We start from the raw sequence: 20,707 nt of genomic DNA, 5'->3' as shown, positions 1-20,707 counted from the left end.
CCGCCTTATACCTATTTCTAAATGATTGCATCTCTACACTTGATAATCCTCTTCTACAGCATATTCGAAATCTTCCACATCAAACACCTGAACAGGTATTTCCGCCTCGATAATTCGCTCCATAAGCTCTAATTGATCGGTGATGAGCCCTGCGTTTTCTTTAATGGCTGTTAATATAAGCTCAGTTTCAATCGGATCGAACTGTTCCCCATATTCAGCATGATCAACCGCATAAACCACAGCCAATGTGACAAATTCATTGATCAGCAGCGGTGTGCTTTTTCTCCATGGAACTTGAAGCGCTTTCTCGATTTTCTTTCTATTAAAGGCTTCTTCAAAAAATGCGATGAGCTCGACGATACGCTGCTTCACATAAGCATCATCTGAAGAAACCAGCATAATCGGTTCATTCAAATCCTTCAGCTCATAAAGCTCTTGAATGCTTGTATATGGGATAACATAAGTAACAGGTATATCAGGATGCAGCAGCTGTCCGTGTACCGCCAGCATCACAGCTTCAATGACCAAAGTCCGGGACATGCTTCACCCTCCTTTATTCTTTGTACCCCTTACTTCGATAACGTGTTCTCAAAATCCTTCTTCAGATATCAGTCACTCTTAAAGGGAAAAAGCCGCTCGACATGCAGACCATGGTGCAGATCCGGCATGAGCGAACGGTTATGTGAAATGCTATAAGCTGCCATCGGCCACCTCTTGACTGGAGATATGCTTACGGAGAGGAGTCGGCTTCTTCGTATACCGATTGGCATAAGAAGAAGCTGCATAGCAATCCGGCTTGATCACCGGTACCATACCGACTGACTCGACTCTTCTCATCATTTCGTCTACGAAAGGAGCTGTTTTATTACGCAAAACGTCCGCGCCGGCATCAATATGAATAAACATATCAATCGAAGCGCCTTTGTAAATATAAGGAACGACGATATCCTCCATCTCCTTCCTCTTGTCTTCACTGATGTACATGGCAATTTCCTCACTCAGCGCGGTTTCCGTAGATAACTTCTCTCTCACTGAGCGCAGTGCCCTTGGAATGAAGACTTGCCGATAGCAAGCCCACGCGCCTTTCCCCATACGTTGGATGACAATACCGGAGATAAATTTGGTATACCCGGCATGTACTTGACAATCTGTTCCGATAATGAATCTATAGGTTCCTGTGGGATCCAAACGCATGAAACGAAGAATCCTATGATGTACGTCGTCGATCGTAAGCCCTTGTTCCGTCGTGTTTCGAAACTCCAACTTTCTGCTCTGCTGTTTCAAAGATAAGATTCTTCCCTTCCTATTTGGATTAAGAAAAAAACGGATGCACGTTTATGCATCCGTCTCTCCTATACTTAGTATATGTCTTGTAATCAAAAGTTCGAACCATACTTATTGTAAAGCACTGCCTCCATATAAAAAGCGGTAAGCCCACTGCTTGTCCGTCATCGATTCTACTACGACTCCGCCGGAATCGATGGAATAGGTATGAAGGATTTGGCCATTCCCTAGATAAATACCTACATGTGTTACTGGCTCAGTCCAGCTATTCATGCCGGCATAATCCGTGTCTCTCCAGCCTTTATAGGAACTAAAGAACATCAAATCTCCGCGCTTCAGCTGCTGCCAGTCCGTCTTCGCGTTACCCAGGGATCGTACATAATCCCCTTGGGCTTGAGAATCGCTTGGTATCATTACTCTTAAAGCATCCCAGAAAGCTGTTTGTGTGAAATCGGAGCAATCAAAAGTTGTGGGATTAAAACGCTCGGAGCCGTATTCGTATGGAGTACCTAAATAGGTCATTCCTGCTGCAATAACAGCCTCTGCTTGATCCTCTAGCGACATATTCGGTGTTGCAATGGTGAAGTCCGTAACTATGTATTTGCTGCTTGAACTCATATAGCCGGTTGTGCCATTCATATCTTGAATTTTATACCAGCTATCATTCGTCTTTTCCAAGACGAGCACTTCTTCGCCTTTAGACAACATCCGAATGACTTTGGATCCGTCTGTTGTCGGCAAGGTGCGAAGGTTTACTCCATAAATGATTTTCGCGTTGCTGATAATTTTTATATACTTAGCGTTAGAGGACACATACCCTGAAACACCCTGTGCATCCTTGACTTGATACCAATAGGAATTTACAATATCCGTTACCGTCACGACTTCATTTGTTTTCAAATATCGCAGAACGTTACTTGACGTACTAGGCTGGTCCCGGAAGCTCACTCCTGCTACGATCTGCCCCTTCGTATTCACCAGTTCATCGGCTGCTGCAGCCTGAGGCAAAATTAGCGTCAACACCATCAACATGAAACCCATCATTGCCGTCCATTTTTTCATCGTCTTTACCTCCATTAGTTGTCTTCTCTTGATGCTTCAGTAATATCGCGTTATGTATAACAATGTGGTCTTTCTGCAGACTGTATGCGGGTTGAACGCACCTCCTATACGAATGGAAAAAGGATAACTCTGGCCTTCAGCAGCCGGGTTACCCTGTGAGTACCCATCGCCTTCGGCAGCTGGCTGGCACTGTACCGCTTGATGCGGACTGGAGCCCCTATAGCTTTGCGTCCCAGGCTTTCGCCCGGTTTGCCTTTTCGCTTCGATGTTAGATTGTTTACTTCGTAGCTCTATTATAGATTCAGGGGGTCCTGTCGAAAATAGGTTTACAGTAGCGTTTCGTGTCGAATTTTTTCATGTCGCTCTGCCTATTGACCTGTCCATTCTTACATTTCAGCCTATTCTCTACGGCGGGCCTCATAAGTTTCATAGTCCATTTCGAATAGGTCTAAGGTGGGGTCATTCTTTAATTTCACATTACACAGCTTCATCTTGCGATCCTCGATCTCTTTCACTTCCCATTCAATTGGTAAAGCTTCACCCCTTTCCTGTAAAAATTGCTGGGATTGTTCCAACGCGTCATCACGCGTGTCCCAATATTTCACTCCGTAGTAAGCTAATTCATAATGATTGACAAGCATACACGCGTAGACCTGTTTGTTCTTCATATTCTGCAAAATAAATGGCATGACAGTTTCATCCTTTCTTCTATCAGTTTGTCGTAAGCAAAGGCAAAGGCACTGTTCCTGCGGACAGGAAAGTGCCTGGTTTCTTACAAATAAGGATTCTCGTGCTTCGCTTTCAGAATATTCCATCGGCGCTCGACTTCATGCTCGAACGATTTCAAAGACTCCTCATATTCCGGCTTCGTCATATGCTTCGTCTTGCCCATCGTTTTTAACCAATCAGCGAGCGGTACCTTCTTCCCTTTATCCTCCGGATTGTAAGTAAGCGTAGTCACCCCGTGCTCAACTTCATACAGCGGGAAGAAACAGGAATCTACTGCAGCACCTACGATATTGGAGCCCTGCTGATCGTCGGACAGCCAGTTGAGCGGGCAGGCAATCAGAATTTTCCCATAAACGAGCCCTTCGTTTTGAGCGTACCATTGGGCTTTTGCCGCTTTTTTCACCAAATCCTGCGGGTACGCCTCGGACCCTGTGAATACATAAGGAATATGTGTTGCCGCCATAATTTGCGCCGTATCCTTATGATGAAACACCTTCCCGCCCTGCTTCTTGCCGACATTGGACGTGGAAGTACGATGACCAAGCGGTGTGGAATAGGACAGCTGGGCTCCCGTATTCATGTAACCCTCATTATCGTACTCCAGGATAATCATCTTATGGTTACGCAGCGCCGCCCCGATGGCAGGCCCCATGCCGATATCCATGCCCCCGTCACCGGTAATCATGACAAAAGTAAAGTCATCTTTAAGGCCTAACTCATCCAGCTCACCGCGACGCTTACGCTCCCAGAACATTTCCACCACACCGGATAAGGTTGCAGCACCATTCTGGAACAGATTATGAATGTAGGTCGCTTTATGCGCCGAATACGGATATCCCGTTGTCACGACCATCGCGCAGCCTGTATGGAACAGCGCAACGATATCGCCCTCAATACCTTTAAAGAACAGCTCGAGACCTGAGAATATGCCGCACCCCGGACACGCGCCATGCCCCGGTGCAATTCGCTTAGGCTTCTTCGTCAGCGAACGAAGCGGCGGTATGCGCACATTCAATTTTCCTGTCTGCTCGTCAGGCGTAACGGTAATCAGCCCCGTCTTGAGGTCCTCATATTTCATTGGCGTTAGCACCCGCTTCGGTGCTTTAGTCGGATCGCCAGGTGTATGTCCGTAGTAATCAAACGGCACCTCGACATAGCCCTTATTCATTGCATCAATGGCAAACTGGAATAAATTATGTCCGTCTTCCGCATAGAAATCTTTACCGCCGAGACCGTACACACGGCTGATTACCAAGGTATCATGGTTTCTGTGCGTAAATAACGCAGCCTTAATCTCATTAACCATATTGCCGCCATGCCCGCCGTACGAATCAGCACGGTCGCCAACGGTGATAGCCTTCACATTCTTGAGCGCTTCCGCTATTTGCTTAGCCGGGAACGGGCGAATCATATTAGGAGCGATCGAGCCCGCCTTAATTCCCTTCTCGCGCAGCTGATCCACCACGTCCTTGATAATTTCGGATGATGAATTCATCAGGAACACGGCCACCTCCGCGTCCTCCATCCGGTACAGATCCAGGATTGGATAATCGCGACCGGTCAAATCCGCATATTCCTTACGAATTCGGTCAAAAACCTCCTCCGCATTATACATGGCAACAGATTGCTGATAACAGTTGTTAATGTAATCCGGTTCATTCATGTAGGGTCCAACCGTGATAGGGTTATCTCGGTCTAATGTATTAGGGAAGCCCTTCGGCTGCTCGCCAACGAAAGCATGCACATCCTCGCGATTGGCAAAGGTCTGTACCCTGCGCTTCTGATGCGACGTAAAGTAGCCGTCTGAAGCCACGAGTACAGGAAGACGTACCGATGGATCCTCCGCTAGCTTCAGCGCCATGATGTTCATATCATACACAGCCTGCGGATCCCGGCACATGAGAATTGGCCAACCTGTGTTCAGTGCGTAATAGAGATCGGAATGATCGCCATGAATGTCGAGCGGTCCGGATACCGAACGGCATACGAGATTCATGACCATGGGAAAACGGGTACCCGACTGTACCGGCATTTGCTCCAACATGTATAAATAGCCGTTGGCGCTAGTTGCGTTGAATACACGGCCTCCCGCTGTGGAAGCCCCATAGCATACGCCTGCCGAGCCGTGCTCGCCGTCTGCCGGAATCAGCACGATATCGTGCTGCCCGTTCGTTTTCATTAAATCCAAGAATTGCGCAACCTCAGTGGAAGGCGATATCGGAAAATACCCCATAATATGATAATTGATCTGATGAGCCGCATAAGCAGCCATCTCGTTGCCTGATTCATAGACAATGCGCTGCTCAATTTTGGCCTCTCCCAGTTCTTTTTTAATATCAATTGCCATCTGTCGTTTCCACCCTTCTTCCTTGCTCCCTTATTCACCTTATGATAATGATAATCGGATGTGAAGATCTTTCGGTCAAACGTTAGAAGCTAGACTAAACCGGTGAGGCATTCGGTTCGCATCCGCGTAACCGTCAACCTCGCGCTCGCTGGATAAAGCTTCGGTCGGACAGGCCTGTACGCATTTGAGGCAGCCCTTGCAGTATTGGTAGTCAATGCCTTGCAAGAACATTTGCGGACGGCCTTTCTTGTCCGGAAGCTCATCCCAGACAAAGCAGAAATCCGGGCACACATTATCGCAAGAAGCACAGTGGATGCATTTATCATCATGGAAGTGCGGCATCATACCCGCACGGGAAATGCTCAGATCTTTCAAAATGCTGTTTCCGGGATTCGTAATGACACCGCCGATCGGCTGTGTTTCGTAGCCGAGCACAGGTGTATCGAAACGAACAAAATCGGGCATCGTCTCGCCTTCCGGAAGCGCATAAGTTTGAAACTGGACTTCATTGTAGCCGCGATCGAAAGTTCGAATGGCAGGAGCCACCGCTTGCGGATACTTCTTCTCCAGGGACTTCTTAATAACGCCACGCATGACTTCAGGATCGAGAAAATCACAAAGCCGGAACAAAGCTCCAAGCATAGCCATGTTCACCCTATTCTTCTCTTCGAGCGAAATGCCAATCGCGTCAATAACTGCGATCGTGCCTCCTTTAAGCTTCATCTTTTCCTTCAGCTCATCCGGTGATTTTGTCGAATTCACCAGGACTGTACTGTCTTCATATATACCGCTGATAACGTTTACAGTTTTTGAAAGTGATTCATGAAATACCCCTACTACATGCGGCCTTTCGACCGGAGATGTATCACGAATGTTCGTGCTCATATCACAGAATCGGATGTGCGCCTTAACAGCGGATCCTTTTTCTCTGAACCATAAGAAGAAAAAACTGACCCCATTAAGTCCTACTCCAACCACACCTGCTTCAGCAAGCATTTTTCCGGCCAAATTCGCGCCGAGTCCACCGATGGATTCCAGCCTAATCTCGAAAAAATCCGAGATCGTTCACCTTGGGCAAAGTTACCATTCCATGTCTCCTTTCAAAAATGAAGTGCTGCGATGACTAAATTTTTAGAATAGTGAGTCTACTAACATTGTAACAATAAATTCAAGGTAAGCAACATTTTTTTACAAAACTAGGACTAAAGCAAATAATCAAAGATCAAGCCGCAGCCTCCCAAATAATAGCTTTCGCTGCCTATATCTGATTCATTAGGATTTTGTTCAGCGGAATCACTCCCGCATTGTTCGCACACATCGACGTAATCTTCATCAAGCGGATCAAAGATAACACCACAAACATGCAAGCACGTCTTCATCCTAATCGCTCTCCGTTCCTCCGTTGCTGCGCCGCTCACTGTAAACGCTTACAGCGCGCCCTCATCTTATTATACAGCGGAGCGATTAAAATGTCTCACCTGTCTTTGTGAAATCTTTATCTTTTGAAACGTGCCCTCCCTATTTGAAGCGGTCACAATTTGTGAGATAATGTAGAAAAAAGAAAAATATTGTCACGCGCAGAAAGGATGTTTGGATTGCTTCACTCCGTCATCTCCCATGAATGGCAAGGACTTTTGTACATTATGAGTGCGCTATTGATCTACTTGGTTCTCACTCCTATCTATGTATATAAAGAACGTAAGAGAAAAATTCTTTTCGTATTCATACTTTTTGTCCTCACTTACTTTTACTTGGGCTATGAAGATATTGAGCCTGTCGAATATACCCTGCATCTCATCCCGGTTTCATTAACCCTCGCCATATGGTTTGAAGGGTCCATACCGAGTATTTTCACCTGGATCGCGTTCAACTTTGGAAGCAGTGTCGTGCTTCATAACGAACCGCTTCCCGTTTTCGTGGGCAGCACCTTCATGCTTGTGGCCGGTCTATTATTTAAACATCGGGTAATTTCCGCCTCTCTCAGGCGAAAGCTCCTCTATTCGATAGGCTTGCTAACCGGATATACAGCATTTTACCTAGGCGCACAGCCTGTGCTGCTGAAAGGAAATCTTAACTATGCCTGCTTGACAATTGCATTATCTTATCTTTCAACTAGCTTTGTGACCTTCCTATTCTATCATGTGAAAAAACAAGAGATTCACAAAGAAAAGCTGCTGAGGCTTGAAAAAGATCGTATGGTCGGCCAATTAGCCGCCTCTGTCTCTCATGAAATACGAAATCCCTTAACAGCAACACGCGGATTCCTTCAAATGATGGAACAGAAGGAGTATTCAGTAGAAGAACGCAAACGGTACTTATCCCTGGCGATTTCAGGTATCGATCAGGCGAATGACATCATAACGGAATACTTGCATTATGCAAAGCCCAACAACGATCAACAAGCACAGCTGGATGTAAAGGAAGAACTGGCCTCCATTCTCCGCTTCATCAGTCCGAGTGCTTTTGCAGGCGGGGTTGCGATTGATATCTCTCACAGTAGCGAAAATCCTATGTATATATGGGGCGAGTCGAAGAAATTCAGGCAATGCCTGATGAACCTCATCAAAAATGCAATCGAATCCATGCCGGGTGGCGGGACTTTAACCATCCATACCCATCAATCCGATAAACATATCCAGGTATGGATTACCGATACAGGTGTCGGCATGAGCAAAGCCCAGATTAATTCGCTAGGCGTACCGTTTTTTACGACAAAGAAGGAAGGAACCGGATTGGGACTCGTTGTTGTTATGAGCATCATCAAATCGATGAATGGCAAAATCACCTATTCCAGTAATGTGAATAAAGGAACTGTATGCCTGATCCAATTTCAAACAGAATAGTCAAGTTCTACTTCCTGCTCAGCAATTAACAAGCTACCTCTTTTATGGTATTCTGTTAGAACAAGCAAAAGACCATAACTGTGAAGGAGGCTGCCTTATGAATCCGGACTTCATCAAGATCAAAACACTAGACGGGGACTTGAAGATGTCCCACAAGAAAAGAGACTACGGGTTAACGGTTTCTACTCACGAACTGGTTTTACATAAACCGCATGTGAATTATTATTTCAAGCTTAAGGACATTATTAGTATCGTGCCTTATGAGCCGGCGGCCATGAAGAGCATTACGTTTGTGAACTGGCGTTCTTCCAATCAAGAGACAACCCACATTGACACGGCTTCTAAGCATTATCGTATCTTTGTGAAGGGCGCAACCGTTCATAATCGCAGCGGAATCTTTACCCTGGGAGCAACGGATGTTATTATTCCGATCCATTCTAACATGATGGAAGCCATCTCTGAGTGCGTACAGCATCAAGGCTTAACAGCCTTTTAAATAAAAAAAGCAGTGAGCGATTGTTGTTAATTCGCTCACTGCTTTTTTTGATGATTAGATAGTTGAATGAATAACTGGAATACATCTCGCAATTATCATTGTTATAGAGTCGAACGCTATTCGCAGCCCATTCTTAACAACATTAAGCTTAGATGCCCTCTCTGTTTCTGATGTAAGCAAGTAGGCGTTCACAGCTTTCATCCACCATCTCAAATACTTCATTAAAGTTTCCCGTATAATATGGATCAGGCACATCGCCATTACTAGCATCAGGCGCAAATTCCAGAAGCTTATGTATAGATGCGGAATAGCTATCAGGAGCAAATGTCTGCAGGTTCCGAATATTACTTGCATCCATCGCAATGATGTACGTATAGTCGTTGAAATCCTCAGTTTTCACTAATCTTGATTTCATACCATCATATGAAATGCCGTGACTCTTGAGAATGCTCCTGGTTCCCTCATGAGGGGGCTCACCTAGATGCCAATCTCCGGTACCGGCTGAGTCGATATCTATCTGACGTTCAAGCCCCGCTTCCTTTACTTTACTACGAAAGACAGCCTCTGCCATCGGTGAGCGGCAAATGTTGCCTAAACAAACGAATAAAACCTTACTCATATCGCACCAAATATGAACTGTTTTTCGCGCATCGTAAGCCCTCTTGCTGGGATGTCCAGCACGATTTTACCACTTTCCAAACCCCAAATTCGAGTCGCGAAGCGTTCGGCCAGCTCTACCTGATGAAGTGTAGCGATAACAGTCATATTCCTTTCTTTACAAAGTGACCTCAAATCATTCATGATGTATTCGGCAGATTTGGGGTCAGGCCGGAAACAGGCTCGTCTGCTACGAGCACTTTTGGATTATGAATCAGCGCCTTAGCAATGGCGACACGCTGCTGCTCACCTCCGCTTAATTGCCCAACCTTCATTTCACCTTTGTCAAGCAACCCTACTTTTTCCAAATAATCCATGCCCAATACGTGCTCATCACGAGAAGCTGTGCCTGTTAGAATTCGAATTGGCGTTTGATACAGCCTGCCCATCATCACGTTTTTGATAGCGCTTTTATTTTTATTTAATGCAGGCTTTTCTTCCAAGTAAGCAAAATCCTTGCTTAGCTTCCATCTTTCCAGCAAGCCTGGCGTCGTTAAATCGTTGGAATTATAAATGAGCTGACCTGAAGTCCACTTCTCTTGATGGCTAATACAACGCAATAATGTCGTCTTCCCGCTGCCGCTGCCGCCAACAACCGCAATAAATTCACCTTCGTCTACGCGAAAGCTAATCTGAGACAACACGTGATTATCCGGGGGATAGGTTTTACTCAAATTTCTAACCGTAATCATGTCTCCGACTCCTTCTCATGCGTATCATGGATATCCTTGTTGCAAAAATCGCCCTTTCATCGGCAGAAAGCCTGACAAGAGGGCGAATTTGAACTACCTTACTTGTTATTCACTGCAGCTGCTAGGACTTGCCGCTTGGCCTTCCTCAACATTAATTTTATCCGAAATGGTGTCTCGAACAACAGACATGACTAACTGCAGCAAGTAGTTTATGTCTTCTTGAGATTGTTTAAATTCGCTGACAATCGGGATGTTATCGAGCTCATCTTGCAGCTCATCGATTTCCTTCTCAATCTTTTCCACCATTTTGGCGTTTTGAAATTTTTCGAAAGCTACGATTTCCTTTTGCTTTTTCTTAATCGCGCTGATCAGTTCCTGAATACTTTTATTTCCAGAAATTTGCTTCTCTGCTTTCTGAAAAAATTGCACTTCATTCGAAGTTGTCAGTAAATCCGCTAATTCTTTTGCCTTGGCGAGAATATCTTCTCGTACGATCATTTCCGTATTTGTATATTCTTTCATTTCAAATGCATGAGGCTGATTACTACATTCCGACATGACTAGCACACTCCGATCTTTAACCCGCTTATGATGGTATGGATATATTTTTAACTGGCGCATCCACGATGTCGCCCTTCAGGACCCACGTCTGTGCGTGTGTGACTTTAACATACACCAGCTTACCGATCAAGTCCTTGGAACCGGTGAAAAGGATCAGCTTATTAGTGCGGGTACGTCCTGATAAAACTTCCGCATTATTCTTGCTTTCTCCCTCAACAAGCACTTCTACAATCTCACCTTGCAGCTTCTCGTTGCCTTGCTTGCTGAGCTCGTTGATCAGTTCATTCAATCGATACAAACGCTGCTTCTTCACTTCCATAGGCACATTATCTTCCATATCCGTAGCAGGAGTTCCTTCCCGTGGCGAATAGATAAATGTAAAAGCAAGCTCAAACTTCACTTCCCGTACTAACGAAAGCGTCTCTTCAAACTGCTCATCCGTTTCACCGGGGAATCCCACAATAATATCTGTCGTTAAGCAAACATGAGGTATGGCCCGCTTTATTTTAGCAACAAGCTCCAAATAATGTTCTCTGGTATACTTGCGGCTCATTTTCTTGAGAATTTCTGTGCTTCCTGATTGAACAGGGAGATGAATATGCTCCACTAGATTTCCACTTTTGGCGAGAACCTCGATCAAATGATCGTCAAAATCACGCGGATGTGAGGTGGTAAAACGAATGCGCGGCACATCAATTTTGCGGATATCATCCATCAAATCTCCGAACGAATAGCTGATATCCTCAAAATCTTTACCGTACGCATTCACATTCTGTCCCAGCAGCGTAATCTCTTGAAACCCTTGTCTTGCTAAATCACGAACTTCTGCCAGTACATCTTGAGGCCTTCTGCTTCTTTCTTTTCCCCTGGTGTAAGGAACGATACAGTACGTGCAAAACTTATCGCATCCATACATGATGTTAACCCACGCTCTGATGCCTTCACGTTTCTTAGGCAGATTCTCGACAATATCGCCTTCTTTGGACCAAACCTCAACAACCATTTCCTTGTTGAAATATGCATCCTTCAAAAGCTCAGGTAAGCGATGAATATTATGAGTTCCAAATATCAAGTCGACAAAAGCATGCTTCTGCATGATTCGGTTCACGACCGCTTCTTCCTGCGACATGCAGCCGCACACACCTAGAACAAGATTCGGCTTTTCCGCTTTCAGCGCTTTCAAGTGTCCCAACTCACCAAACACCTTGTCCTCGGCATTTTCGCGGATCGCACATGTATTCAGCAGAATGACGTCTGCCTGAAATTTATCTTCTGTTGCTTGATAGCCCATTTGCTCGAATAGGCCCTTCATAACTTCCGTATCGTGCTCATTCATCTGACAACCAAACGTGCGAATTAAATAATATTTATCTGCGCCGAATTCCTTCATGCCTTCAGGGATCTGAAAATCATAGTGAACGGCGATATCTTCTTTTCCGCGTTTCTTGGCATCTGTCAATGAAGGAGGCTGAAAATATTGGGAATAATCCTTGTCGGATTTCACTTTATTAGCCATTTTCTCGTTTCCTCCTAGTAAAACTCTCACTACAAAAGTAAGCATGTAGATCCTATTATACCATTATAGTTCCACATAGTACAAAAGGAAAATGGCATAACCGTGAAAAATGTCGATTACTCTCCATCCAAAATTTCAGCCGTATCTCCTGTCTTCACTCCTGCTGCATTACCTTCATCCGTATCAATATGCATATCCAGCGCATACTGGTCCGACACTCTGGCAATAACATCGTCAAATGTAAGCGGTCTTTCGCCAGTTAGTCTTACATGTAGCTTTTGCTTATCTTGAATGCCCCACTTCTCTGCATCGGAGGTATGAAAATGTATATGTCTTGCTGCAATAATGACACCCATCTCCAGCTCTACCTCACCTTGAGGACCGATGACCTTAAGACCGGGGGTTCCATCAATATGACCCGATTCACGAACCGGGGGATTTACTCCAAGTGAGAAAGCATCCGTTCTGGAAATCTCTATCTGGGTTCGGCCTCTTGCAGGACCTAATATGCGAACCTTATCGAATCGTCCTTTAGGACCAACGACAGCAACCGTTTCCTGAGCAGCAAATTGGCCAGGCTGGGATAAGTCCTTCATGATTTGCAGTTCATACCCTTTGCCAAACAATTGTTCGATGTGTTCTGGTGACAGATGAATATGACGAGCTGAAACTCCTACGGGAACTAGCTTCATTATAATGACATCCCTTCACTGTTTATGTACTTCCATCAGTATTACCGCTCAGCAAAAAGGACATACGGAGAAATCCCCTTATGTCCTTTTGCCACAGCGATTATTTAAATTCAGCAAGCAGCTTTTGGAATTCCGCTTCCGAAATTTTCATATTTTGTTTGGTGAGTCCTTCTTGCGGGAAGTTAGCAACCATATCCTCATAGCTCTTTTTAGCTGTATTTTGATAAATAATACCTGTAAGCATACTGTTGGTTTCCATGATCTTAGTCATAGCCATAACACGATTCGTAGGATCGTAATCCGGAATTTCATCCAAATCTACGATATTTTCTTTGAACCAGTCATACGTATTGATTTTGTTGAAAGTAACGCAAGGGCTGAATACGTTGATCAAGGAAAATCCTTTATGATTCAGACCAGCTTCAATTACCGCTGTTAATTGCTTCAGGTTACTGGAGAAGGACTGAGCTACAAACGTTGCGCCTGCTGCCATTGCCACTTCAAGCGGAGACAGTGCGGACTCGATGGAGCCTTGAGGCGTACTTTTCGTTTTGAAGCCTTCAGCACTTCGCGGAGAAGTTTGACCTTTTGTCAAACCATAGATTTGGTTATCCATAACAATATAAGTAACATCGATGTTACGACGAATCGCATGAACGGTATGTCCCATACCGATTGCGAAACCGTCTCCGTCACCGCCGGATGCGATGACAGTTAGATCACGGTTTGCCATTTTAACCCCTTGCGCGATAGGCAAGGAACGACCGTGAATACCGTGGAAACCATATGCATTGATATAACCGGAGATACGACCGGAACAACCGATACCCGAAATGACAGCCAAATCTTCTGGCTCCAAGCCTACATTTGCTGCTGCTCTCTGAATTGCTGCTTGTACGGAGAAATCTCCGCATCCTGGACACCAGTTTGGCTTTACATTGTTGCGAAAATCTTTTAACGTTGCCATGCGAGGGTCATCTCCTTACATTTTTGTTCGATTTCTGCTGGCAGGAACGGATTCCCGTTGTATTTAAGAACATTTTTGATTTTATCCGCATGACCTACATGCAGCTTGATTTGATCTGCTAGTTGACCCGTCGCGTTATTTTCAACAACGATAACTTGCTTTGCTTTTTCAACGTATGGAGCAAGCTCAGCAGCCGGGAACGGATGCAGCAAACGCACCGTAGCGTGGTTGGTCTTAATTCCTTCTTTTGCTACACGGCTTCTAGCTTCGTCAATTGTACCGCCAGTAGAGCCCATGCCGATGATCAGCAGATCCGGATTCTCATGCGGTGCATCAACTTTAATAGCGTCGGTTACTTGAATATGCTTCAGCTTCTCCAGACGCTTATCCATCATCTTCTGACGGTTGTCCGTGCTTTCGGAAGGACGGCCCGTTTGATCGTGTTCTACGCCTGTTACGTGATGAATTCCGTGCTTCGTACCAGGCAGCACACGAGGAGAAACGCCGTCAGCTGTGAACTCATAACGCTTGAACAATTGGTTAGCTTCAAGCTCAGGAGCTTCGGTAACCAGGTTGCCGCGGTCAATGACGATGCGGTTGTAGTCAAGTTCTTCAGCAGATTGTTTACCAAGCGACAGCTGAAGATCTGTAACCAGGATAACTGGGCATTGGTACTTCTCTGCCAGGTTAAAAGCTTCGATGGTGTCGTAGAAGCATTCTTCAATCGTGCTAGGAGAAAGAACGATCTTAGGAATCTCACCATGGGTACCATAGATCATGGCATTGATATCGGATTGTTCTTGTTTAGTAGGAAGACCTGTACTTGGACCACCGCGTTGTGTATCCACGATAACTACAGGAGTTTCTGTCATACCAGCCAAACCGATCGCTTCCATCATCAAGGAAAGACCAGGACCTGCAGAAGCCGTTAATGCACGTGCACCCGCAAAGTTAGCTCCGATTGCCATGGTGCATGCAGCGATTTCATCCTCTGTTTGAATAACAGTGCCGCCAAACTTAGGAAGAGCCTTGATCAGGTATTCCATAATTTCGGATGCTGGCGTAATCGGGTATGCAGGCATAAAACGGCAGCCTGCGGCTACTGCGCCAAGAGCGATAGCATCGTTACCGATCATGAATAGCTTTTGTTTGCCGTCAGCAGGCTCTAATTGGAAGTCTGCAATTGGGCCGCCAGCAAGTTCTAGAACGGATTCAGCGCCTTTACGAACAGCCTCAATGTTCTTCTCAACAACTGCTGCGCCTTTACGGCCAAACTCTTCTTCTACCGCTTTATTAAACACATCAAGTGGCAGTCCTAGAAGCGCCCAGGATGCACCGGATGCGGCCATGTTCTTAAATAGGGATGTTCCAAGTTCTTCTGCGATCGCTGTGATCGGCACTGGGAACAAGCGAGCTTTAATACCTTCAGGCAATACAGGATTAAACTTCGCATCTGCTACGATAACTCCATTTTCACGAAGCTCATGTGCGTTAAAATCGATACTCTCTTGGTCAAAAGCTACCAATATATCCAAATCGTCGGAAATTGCGCGAATCGGCTTGGTGCTGATACGAATCTTGTTATTTGTATGTCCCCCTTAATCCGTGAGGAGAAATGACGGTACCCATACAAATAGTAACCGAGACGGTTCAATGCAGTGGAGAAGATCCGGTCCGTACTCTCGACCCCTTCACCCTGTTGACCTCCGATTTTCCAAGATAACTGACTAATCACCGTGCGTCCACTCCTTTTGATTGTAGCTGCATGAAGAATACAATAGGTATTGCGGGATTACATGTAAAAAGTGCTAATAAAAAATTCTTTTCAATGTCAACCAAATTTTATGCCTTTGCAAGCTAAATTGCAAGTAGTTTCAATGAATCTAAAACATAGAGTTTTTAGATGAAATCCATATCGAAATTAGAACGATCTTCACATGCCTTCCGGTAGATTAGAAAGCAGAAAATTCCGCCAATTCCCATACAAGAATCTCTCCACCTGGGACTCTGTATAGGTTTTACTAAGAGCATTAATTATATTATCATACAACCCGGCATGCTCCAGTCCCGTAATCCACTGCTCAATACCATCAAAATCCGAACCGAAGCCGACATGCTGCTCTCCTCCTAAAGCACATACATGGTCCAGATGCTTTAACAGCTGATTAATCGTTACCGGAGAACGATCATCTACAAAGAAGGGGACAAATGTAAGGCCTATTAGTCCATTCCTTCGAATTAATTCCAGAATTTGATCATCTGATAAATTTCTTGGATGAGCGCAGTGCTTGAATACATTAGAGTGCGAAGCTATGCATGGTTTGCTGTAGTTTTCCGCCAACTCCCAAAAGCCTTTCACAGATAGATGAGATACATCTGTTATTATGTCCATCTTTTCTAATTCCTTGAGCAGCATCTTCCCTTTTAACGTGAAGCCTCCTTTACGGGGCTCCATAACGCCGTCAGCGGCCCAATTCGCATAGTTCCATGTTAGACCTATACTTCTAACTCCAAGGTACTGGAGCACCCTCAGATGCGTTAGGTTGCCATGAAGCGCATCTAAGCCTTCGAGTGTAAGCAAGGCTCCAATCTCATTGCTAGCTTCCACTTGCAGGACATCGTTTCGATTCCGAATCAATCTTATATGAGGTGCAACCGCTATTTTCCTATAAAAGATATCCACCATTTGAAGCAAATGATCAAACGTTGGATTCTTAATGCTCTCAGACATATACATAGCAAACGCCTGAATCTTTACCCCTGCTCTCTGCAATCTTGGATAGCTAACATCAAGTTCCTTTTCTTCTTGAAAAAAATCCAATTCAGGACTCGCAAACAACTTCGTAATGGCGTCACAATGACCGTCGATTATTTTCATTTGTCACAGCCTCCTTCTTTTGAGCGCATAAAAAAACCTGTCTACTAGGTAAACAGGTGCCGAAATTTATGTAAGTTATATTCTTACCGAGGTTCAACAATTAGTTTAATAGCTGTCCGATCTTCCCCGTCGATCACGATATCAGTGAATGCTGGAACACAGATTAGGTCAACCCCACTAGGCGCAACAAATCCTCTCGCGATAGCTACCGCTTTGATGGCTTGGTTAAGCGCTCCTGCGCCGATAGCCTGAAGCTCCGCCGCTCCACGCTCGCGCAACACGCCAGCCAATGCACCTGCTACAGAGTTTGGATTGGATTTTGCTGAAACTTTTAATACTTCCATGAAAGTACCTCCTCGGGAATGATGGATAGATTCCAGTAACCATCATATTCTAGAGGTTCTCGAATAATTCCTTCTGTTTAAGACCAAAGATTCTTAATATTTCGAATTGTTTGTCAATCCAAGAATACTTGATCTTCCTCATAGCGGATCAACTGAATCCCTTTAGCAAGTCCGGTCTGATCATTGAGCTCTATCACAACAGCATGGAAATGCCACTTTCCTTCATCGGTAACAAATCGGACAGGAAGCTGTGTTTTGAACTTTTGCAAAACCGCCGTTCGTTCCACACCCAGTACGCCGTCTCTCGGGCCTACCATACCTACATCGGTTACATAAGCCGTTCCTTGCGGAAGCACCCGGTTGTCGTTAGTCTGTACGTGCGTATGGGTTCCTACGACAGCTGATACTCTTCCATCAAGATGCCAGCCCATGGCGATTTTCTCTGAAGTTGCCTCGGCGTGAAAATCAACAAATATATATTTATATTTTTTCTTTGCATTCTCTAATATTTCATCTACTTTTCGAAACGGACAGTCTATCGGAGGCAGGAATGTTCTCCCCTGAAGGTTAATGATCAAGATCTCTTGATCTTTTATCTTAATAACGGTATGTCCCCTGCCTGGTGTTCCAGCAGGAAAATTAGCAGGTCTTACCATTCTTTCATCCTGATCGATAAAATCGAAAATTTCTTTTTTATCCCACGTGTGATTCCCCATGGTTAGCGATTGAATGCCCATGTCATACAATTCTCTAGCGATGGATGCATTAATCCCTTTGCCGGCTGCAGCATTTTCTCCATTTGCAATAAATACCGCATTAGGATGTGCCTGTTTGAGCCGAGGCATCACTGCCTTTACCGCGTTCCGTCCAACTGAGCCTACAATATCACCTATAAATATAATTTTCATGATTGTTCTCCTCTAGTTCGAGCAAAATAAGAAAAACCTCTATCGGGATCGATCCATTCTGAGCGATCCCGATAGAGGTATGATAACCCGACTTTATTTGGCGTACTCAACAGCTCTAGTTTCACGAATGACCGTAACCTTGATATGACCCGGATAGTCCAGCTCGCCTTCGATTTTTTTCGTAATATCTCTGGCTAAACGGAACGCCTCGGTATCATCCACTTTTTCCGGTTGAACCATTACGCGCACTTCGCGGCCTGCTTGAATCGCGTAGGATTTCTCAACGCCTTCAAACGACTCTGAAATTTCTTCGAGCTTCTCCAGCCTTTTGATATAAGTTTCAAGCGTCTCTCTGCGTGCACCCGGTCTTGCAGCTGATAAAGCATCTGCTGCGCCGACCAGCATCGCAATGACAGAGGTTGCTTCGACGTCGCCGTGATGGGACGCAATACTATTTATAACAATTGGATGTTCCTTGTATTTCTTGCCGATTTCCACGCCGATCTCCACATGCGATCCTTCGACCTCATGATCAAGCGCTTTCCCAATGTCATGCAGCAGCCCGGCACGTTTCGCCAAAGTTACGTCTACCCCGAGCTCTCCAGCCATAAGTCCAGCAAGATAAGCTACTTCCATCGAGTGCTTCAACACATTTTGTCCGTAACTTGTTCTGAATTTTAATCGACCTAAAATTTTAATCAGGTCCGGATGTAGACCGTGAACGCCCACTTCAAATGTGGCTTGCTCACCGTACTCGCGAATCCGCTCGTCCACTTCTTTACGTGACTTCTCAACCATCTCTTCGATGCGGGCAGGATGGATACGACCATCTGCAACCAGCTTCTCTAGAGACGTTCTAGCAATCTCCCGTCGAATTGGATCAAATCCTGATAAAATTACCGCTTCAGGCGTATCATCAATAATGAGGTCTATCCCGGTAAGTGTTTCCAGTGCGCGAATATTACGTCCTTCACGACCGATGATGCGACCCTTCATTTCTTCATTTGGCAGGGTAACTACAGAAACTGTCGTTTCAGCTACATGATCCGCCGCACAACGCTGAATGGCAAGCGTGATGATTTCCCTAGCCTTCTTGTCGCCTTCTTCTTTGGCATGCGTTTCGATTTCTTTAATGAGCTGTGCTGTTTCGTGACGAACTTCCTGCTCTACATTGGTGAGAATAATATGTTTAGCTTCTTCCATTGTAAGTCCGGAAATGCGCTCGAGTTCAGCCACCTGCGTTTTATAAAGCTGATCGATTTGACCTTGCGTATCCTCGATCCGCTTCTCTTTGTTGGCTACTTGCTCTTCTTTACGCTCGAGAGATTCTAATTTTTTATCCAGCGATTCCTCTTTTTGCAACAATCGTCTCTCTTGTCGTTGTATTTCGTTTCGACGTTCACGAATGTCTTTTTCAGCTTCGGACCTCAGCTTATGCACTTCGTCCTTCGCTTCCAGAACCGTTTCCTTCTTCAGCGCCTCCGCTTCCTTCTTGGCAGCTTCTAAAATTTGTTCTGCCGCGTGTTCTGCGCTGGAAATTTTCGCTTCTGCAAGAGATTTGCGGATAAAATAACCAATCCCTAAGCATGCGACTCCAACAAAGAGAACGATCGCGATCCAGATGAAAGGGTTCATCTTGTTCACCTCCTCGTTGGTTTCTCCAAGGTGTTAGCTTGGGATTCCTTCGGTTTTTTAATCCGATTTTTAATTGTTGACAATATCATACATACCCGAGCTGCTCCAGAGAGAAGTTCGGTTCATAATGAATGCGCAACATGTGCTTGAGGCACAATATTGCATGTAATCCATAAGAATCAGCGTATAAATTGGCGATTTCTACAGCTGCAGCATCAAAACCAGATAAATAGAAATGATTTTGACTCCTTATGAAAATATACATTGTTATTTTATCTTTTGTCGAAGAAGCTTGTCAAGCTATTGTCCCCTTACAGCTAACATGAAATGTAATTTCCCTCCATCACTTAATGATGTTAATCACTATTTAATGCCATTAACTTTCATCTTCCCATACTTCAAATCCATCGTTATCCTCCACATTGCCGCCTACTTCTGACAGTACCTTGTTAACAATTGAATGTGTATATCCCCTACGCAGCAAAAAAGCAGCCGTCTTTCTTTTTTTGTCCAGCAAACTGCCCGATGTTAGCTTCCATTTATTGTGACCTAGTTTATAGGCACCATGATACTCTTCTTCAGGATCGATAGCTTGTATTGCTTCCTGTACAATTTCCTTCTGTACACCTTTTTGCTGGAGTTCTTGCTTTACCCAATTTCTTCCTTTCTTTTGCGAATAAATCCGATGTTCCGACCACATTTTAGCAAATTGTTCATCATTCACATAGTTTTGCTCCTGCAAGCGTTCACAAGCCCAGGTGATGATAACTTCCTCAAATCCGGATTCTTTCAGCTTTCGCTTGATTTCTACGGCCGAGTGCGGACGTCTTCCGATCATACCTAGCGCCTTCAAATACGCCTTATTGCGTTCTTCATCTTCAAGAATTGTCTGTGTATGTTCGGGATGAATGATCTCGCCTTTCATAAGTCGATGCTTAATCATAATGTCTTCATGTACGGAAAACGCATACTCATCGTTCACAAATATGTTATATCTGCTTTTACTTCGTTTCTGCTTCTCAATTGAAGTGATGATAAACTCTTGATGTTCATCCTTATACATAGTACTTCACTCCTTAATACAACGGCAGCACCT

General features: G+C 44.8%; 20 protein-coding genes, 1 pseudogene and 1 riboswitch. Of the genes and pseudogenes, 2 read left to right on the top strand and 19 right to left on the bottom strand.

From position 1 onward, the window contains the following. Nucleotides 1-33 precede the first annotated feature (33 nt). The 7 genes from L0M14_RS10160 to L0M14_RS10130 all read right to left on the bottom strand — a co-directional run bounded on the left by L0M14_RS10160 (nucleotide 34) and on the right by L0M14_RS10130 (nucleotide 6,801). The gene (locus L0M14_RS10160; RefSeq protein WP_235121991.1) at nucleotides 34-540 is read right to left on the bottom strand and encodes an ADP-heptose synthase; all 507 of its coding nucleotides are present in this window, start codon (nucleotides 538-540) and stop codon (nucleotides 34-36) included. 150 nt (nucleotides 541-690) lie between these two features. Further along, nucleotides 691-1,263, bottom strand: a complete 573-nt coding sequence (locus tag L0M14_RS10155) for a ribonuclease H-like YkuK family protein (protein ID WP_235121990.1) — start codon at nucleotides 1,261-1,263, stop codon at nucleotides 691-693. A 132-nt stretch (nucleotides 1,264-1,395) separates the two neighbouring features. Then, nucleotides 1,396-2,346, bottom strand: coding sequence for a C40 family peptidase (locus L0M14_RS10150; RefSeq protein WP_235121989.1), 951 nt, complete (start codon nucleotides 2,344-2,346; stop codon nucleotides 1,396-1,398). A gap of 171 nt (nucleotides 2,347-2,517) precedes the next feature. Then, nucleotides 2,518-2,610, bottom strand: a riboswitch (cyclic di-GMP riboswitch). Nucleotides 2,611-2,744: 134 nt separating this feature from the next. Continuing rightward, nucleotides 2,745-3,035: a hypothetical protein gene (locus tag L0M14_RS10145; protein ID WP_235121988.1), complete on the bottom strand. Its 291-nt coding sequence runs from the start codon at nucleotides 3,033-3,035 to the stop codon at nucleotides 2,745-2,747. 83 nt (nucleotides 3,036-3,118) lie between these two features. Then, on the bottom strand, nucleotides 3,119-5,422 hold the full coding sequence (locus L0M14_RS10140) for a thiamine pyrophosphate-dependent enzyme (RefSeq protein WP_235121987.1): 2,304 nt from the start codon (nucleotides 5,420-5,422) through the stop codon (nucleotides 3,119-3,121). Between the two features lie 75 nt (nucleotides 5,423-5,497). Beyond that, nucleotides 5,498-6,430, bottom strand: a complete 933-nt coding sequence (locus L0M14_RS10135; protein ID WP_405030829.1) for a 2-oxoacid:acceptor oxidoreductase family protein — start codon at nucleotides 6,428-6,430, stop codon at nucleotides 5,498-5,500. Nucleotides 6,431-6,624: 194 nt separating this feature from the next. Continuing rightward, the gene (locus L0M14_RS10130; RefSeq protein WP_235121986.1) at nucleotides 6,625-6,801 is read right to left on the bottom strand and encodes a hypothetical protein; all 177 of its coding nucleotides are present in this window, start codon (nucleotides 6,799-6,801) and stop codon (nucleotides 6,625-6,627) included. A gap of 264 nt (nucleotides 6,802-7,065) precedes the next feature. Between L0M14_RS10130 and L0M14_RS10125 the strand changes: the two genes are divergently transcribed. Beyond that, complete coding sequence (locus L0M14_RS10125) at nucleotides 7,066-8,265, top strand: ATP-binding protein (protein ID WP_235121985.1); 1,200 nt, start codon at nucleotides 7,066-7,068, stop codon at nucleotides 8,263-8,265. A gap of 97 nt (nucleotides 8,266-8,362) precedes the next feature. Next, nucleotides 8,363-8,761: a hypothetical protein gene (locus L0M14_RS10120; RefSeq protein ID WP_235121984.1), complete on the top strand. Its 399-nt coding sequence runs from the start codon at nucleotides 8,363-8,365 to the stop codon at nucleotides 8,759-8,761. 148 nt (nucleotides 8,762-8,909) lie between these two features. On the opposite strand, the gene L0M14_RS10115 is transcribed toward L0M14_RS10120, so the two are convergent. The 12 genes and pseudogenes from L0M14_RS10115 to L0M14_RS10060 form a co-directional block, all read right to left on the bottom strand. Further along, entirely contained in the window at nucleotides 8,910-9,380 is a 471-nt protein-coding gene (locus tag L0M14_RS10115) for a low molecular weight protein-tyrosine-phosphatase (protein WP_235121983.1), read from the bottom strand. A gap of 178 nt (nucleotides 9,381-9,558) precedes the next feature. Next, nucleotides 9,559-10,110 carry an ATP-binding cassette domain-containing protein gene (locus L0M14_RS10110; RefSeq protein WP_311198866.1) on the bottom strand — a complete coding sequence of 184 codons (552 nt, stop codon included), beginning with the start codon at nucleotides 10,108-10,110 and terminating at the stop codon, nucleotides 9,559-9,561. 105 nt (nucleotides 10,111-10,215) lie between these two features. Then, nucleotides 10,216-10,668: a YlbF/YmcA family competence regulator gene (locus tag L0M14_RS10105; protein WP_235121982.1), complete on the bottom strand. Its 453-nt coding sequence runs from the start codon at nucleotides 10,666-10,668 to the stop codon at nucleotides 10,216-10,218. A 28-nt stretch (nucleotides 10,669-10,696) separates the two neighbouring features. Beyond that, nucleotides 10,697-12,187: a tRNA (N6-isopentenyl adenosine(37)-C2)-methylthiotransferase MiaB gene (gene miaB / locus L0M14_RS10100; protein ID WP_235121981.1), complete on the bottom strand. Its 1,491-nt coding sequence runs from the start codon at nucleotides 12,185-12,187 to the stop codon at nucleotides 10,697-10,699. Nucleotides 12,188-12,303: 116 nt separating this feature from the next. Further along, the gene (pduL, locus tag L0M14_RS10095; RefSeq protein WP_235121980.1) at nucleotides 12,304-12,879 is read right to left on the bottom strand and encodes a phosphate propanoyltransferase; all 576 of its coding nucleotides are present in this window, start codon (nucleotides 12,877-12,879) and stop codon (nucleotides 12,304-12,306) included. Between the two features lie 100 nt (nucleotides 12,880-12,979). After that, the gene (locus L0M14_RS10090) at nucleotides 12,980-13,846 is read right to left on the bottom strand and encodes a 2-oxoacid:ferredoxin oxidoreductase subunit beta (protein ID WP_235121979.1); all 867 of its coding nucleotides are present in this window, start codon (nucleotides 13,844-13,846) and stop codon (nucleotides 12,980-12,982) included. Then, nucleotides 13,834-15,581 (bottom strand): annotated as a pseudogene (locus tag L0M14_RS10085) (2-oxoacid:acceptor oxidoreductase subunit alpha). The gene L0M14_RS10090 and the pseudogene L0M14_RS10085 overlap by 13 nt, the downstream one beginning before the upstream one ends. A 198-nt stretch (nucleotides 15,582-15,779) precedes the next feature. Continuing rightward, the gene (locus L0M14_RS10080) at nucleotides 15,780-16,724 is read right to left on the bottom strand and encodes a dipeptidase (RefSeq protein WP_235121978.1); all 945 of its coding nucleotides are present in this window, start codon (nucleotides 16,722-16,724) and stop codon (nucleotides 15,780-15,782) included. An 83-nt stretch (nucleotides 16,725-16,807) separates the two neighbouring features. Then, on the bottom strand, nucleotides 16,808-17,068 hold the full coding sequence (locus L0M14_RS10075; protein WP_005550495.1) for a stage V sporulation protein S: 261 nt from the start codon (nucleotides 17,066-17,068) through the stop codon (nucleotides 16,808-16,810). Between the two features lie 113 nt (nucleotides 17,069-17,181). Continuing rightward, nucleotides 17,182-17,976 (bottom strand): TIGR00282 family metallophosphoesterase, encoded by a 795-nt coding sequence (locus tag L0M14_RS10070; protein WP_235121977.1) that lies wholly within the window; start codon nucleotides 17,974-17,976, stop codon nucleotides 17,182-17,184. Between the two features lie 93 nt (nucleotides 17,977-18,069). Beyond that, nucleotides 18,070-19,611 carry a ribonuclease Y gene (rny, locus tag L0M14_RS10065; RefSeq protein ID WP_235121976.1) on the bottom strand — a complete coding sequence of 514 codons (1,542 nt, stop codon included), beginning with the start codon at nucleotides 19,609-19,611 and terminating at the stop codon, nucleotides 18,070-18,072. A gap of 376 nt (nucleotides 19,612-19,987) precedes the next feature. Beyond that, nucleotides 19,988-20,674 carry a regulatory protein RecX gene (locus tag L0M14_RS10060; RefSeq protein WP_235121975.1) on the bottom strand — a complete coding sequence of 229 codons (687 nt, stop codon included), beginning with the start codon at nucleotides 20,672-20,674 and terminating at the stop codon, nucleotides 19,988-19,990. Between the last annotated feature and the right edge of the window lie 33 nt (nucleotides 20,675-20,707).

This window comes from Paenibacillus hexagrammi, assembly GCF_021513275.1.
GTDB lineage: Bacteria > Bacillota > Bacilli > Paenibacillales > NBRC-103111 > Paenibacillus_E > Paenibacillus_E hexagrammi.
Note: the sequence above shows the minus strand (reverse complement) of the source record. Positions and strands in the feature narration are given on the sequence as shown.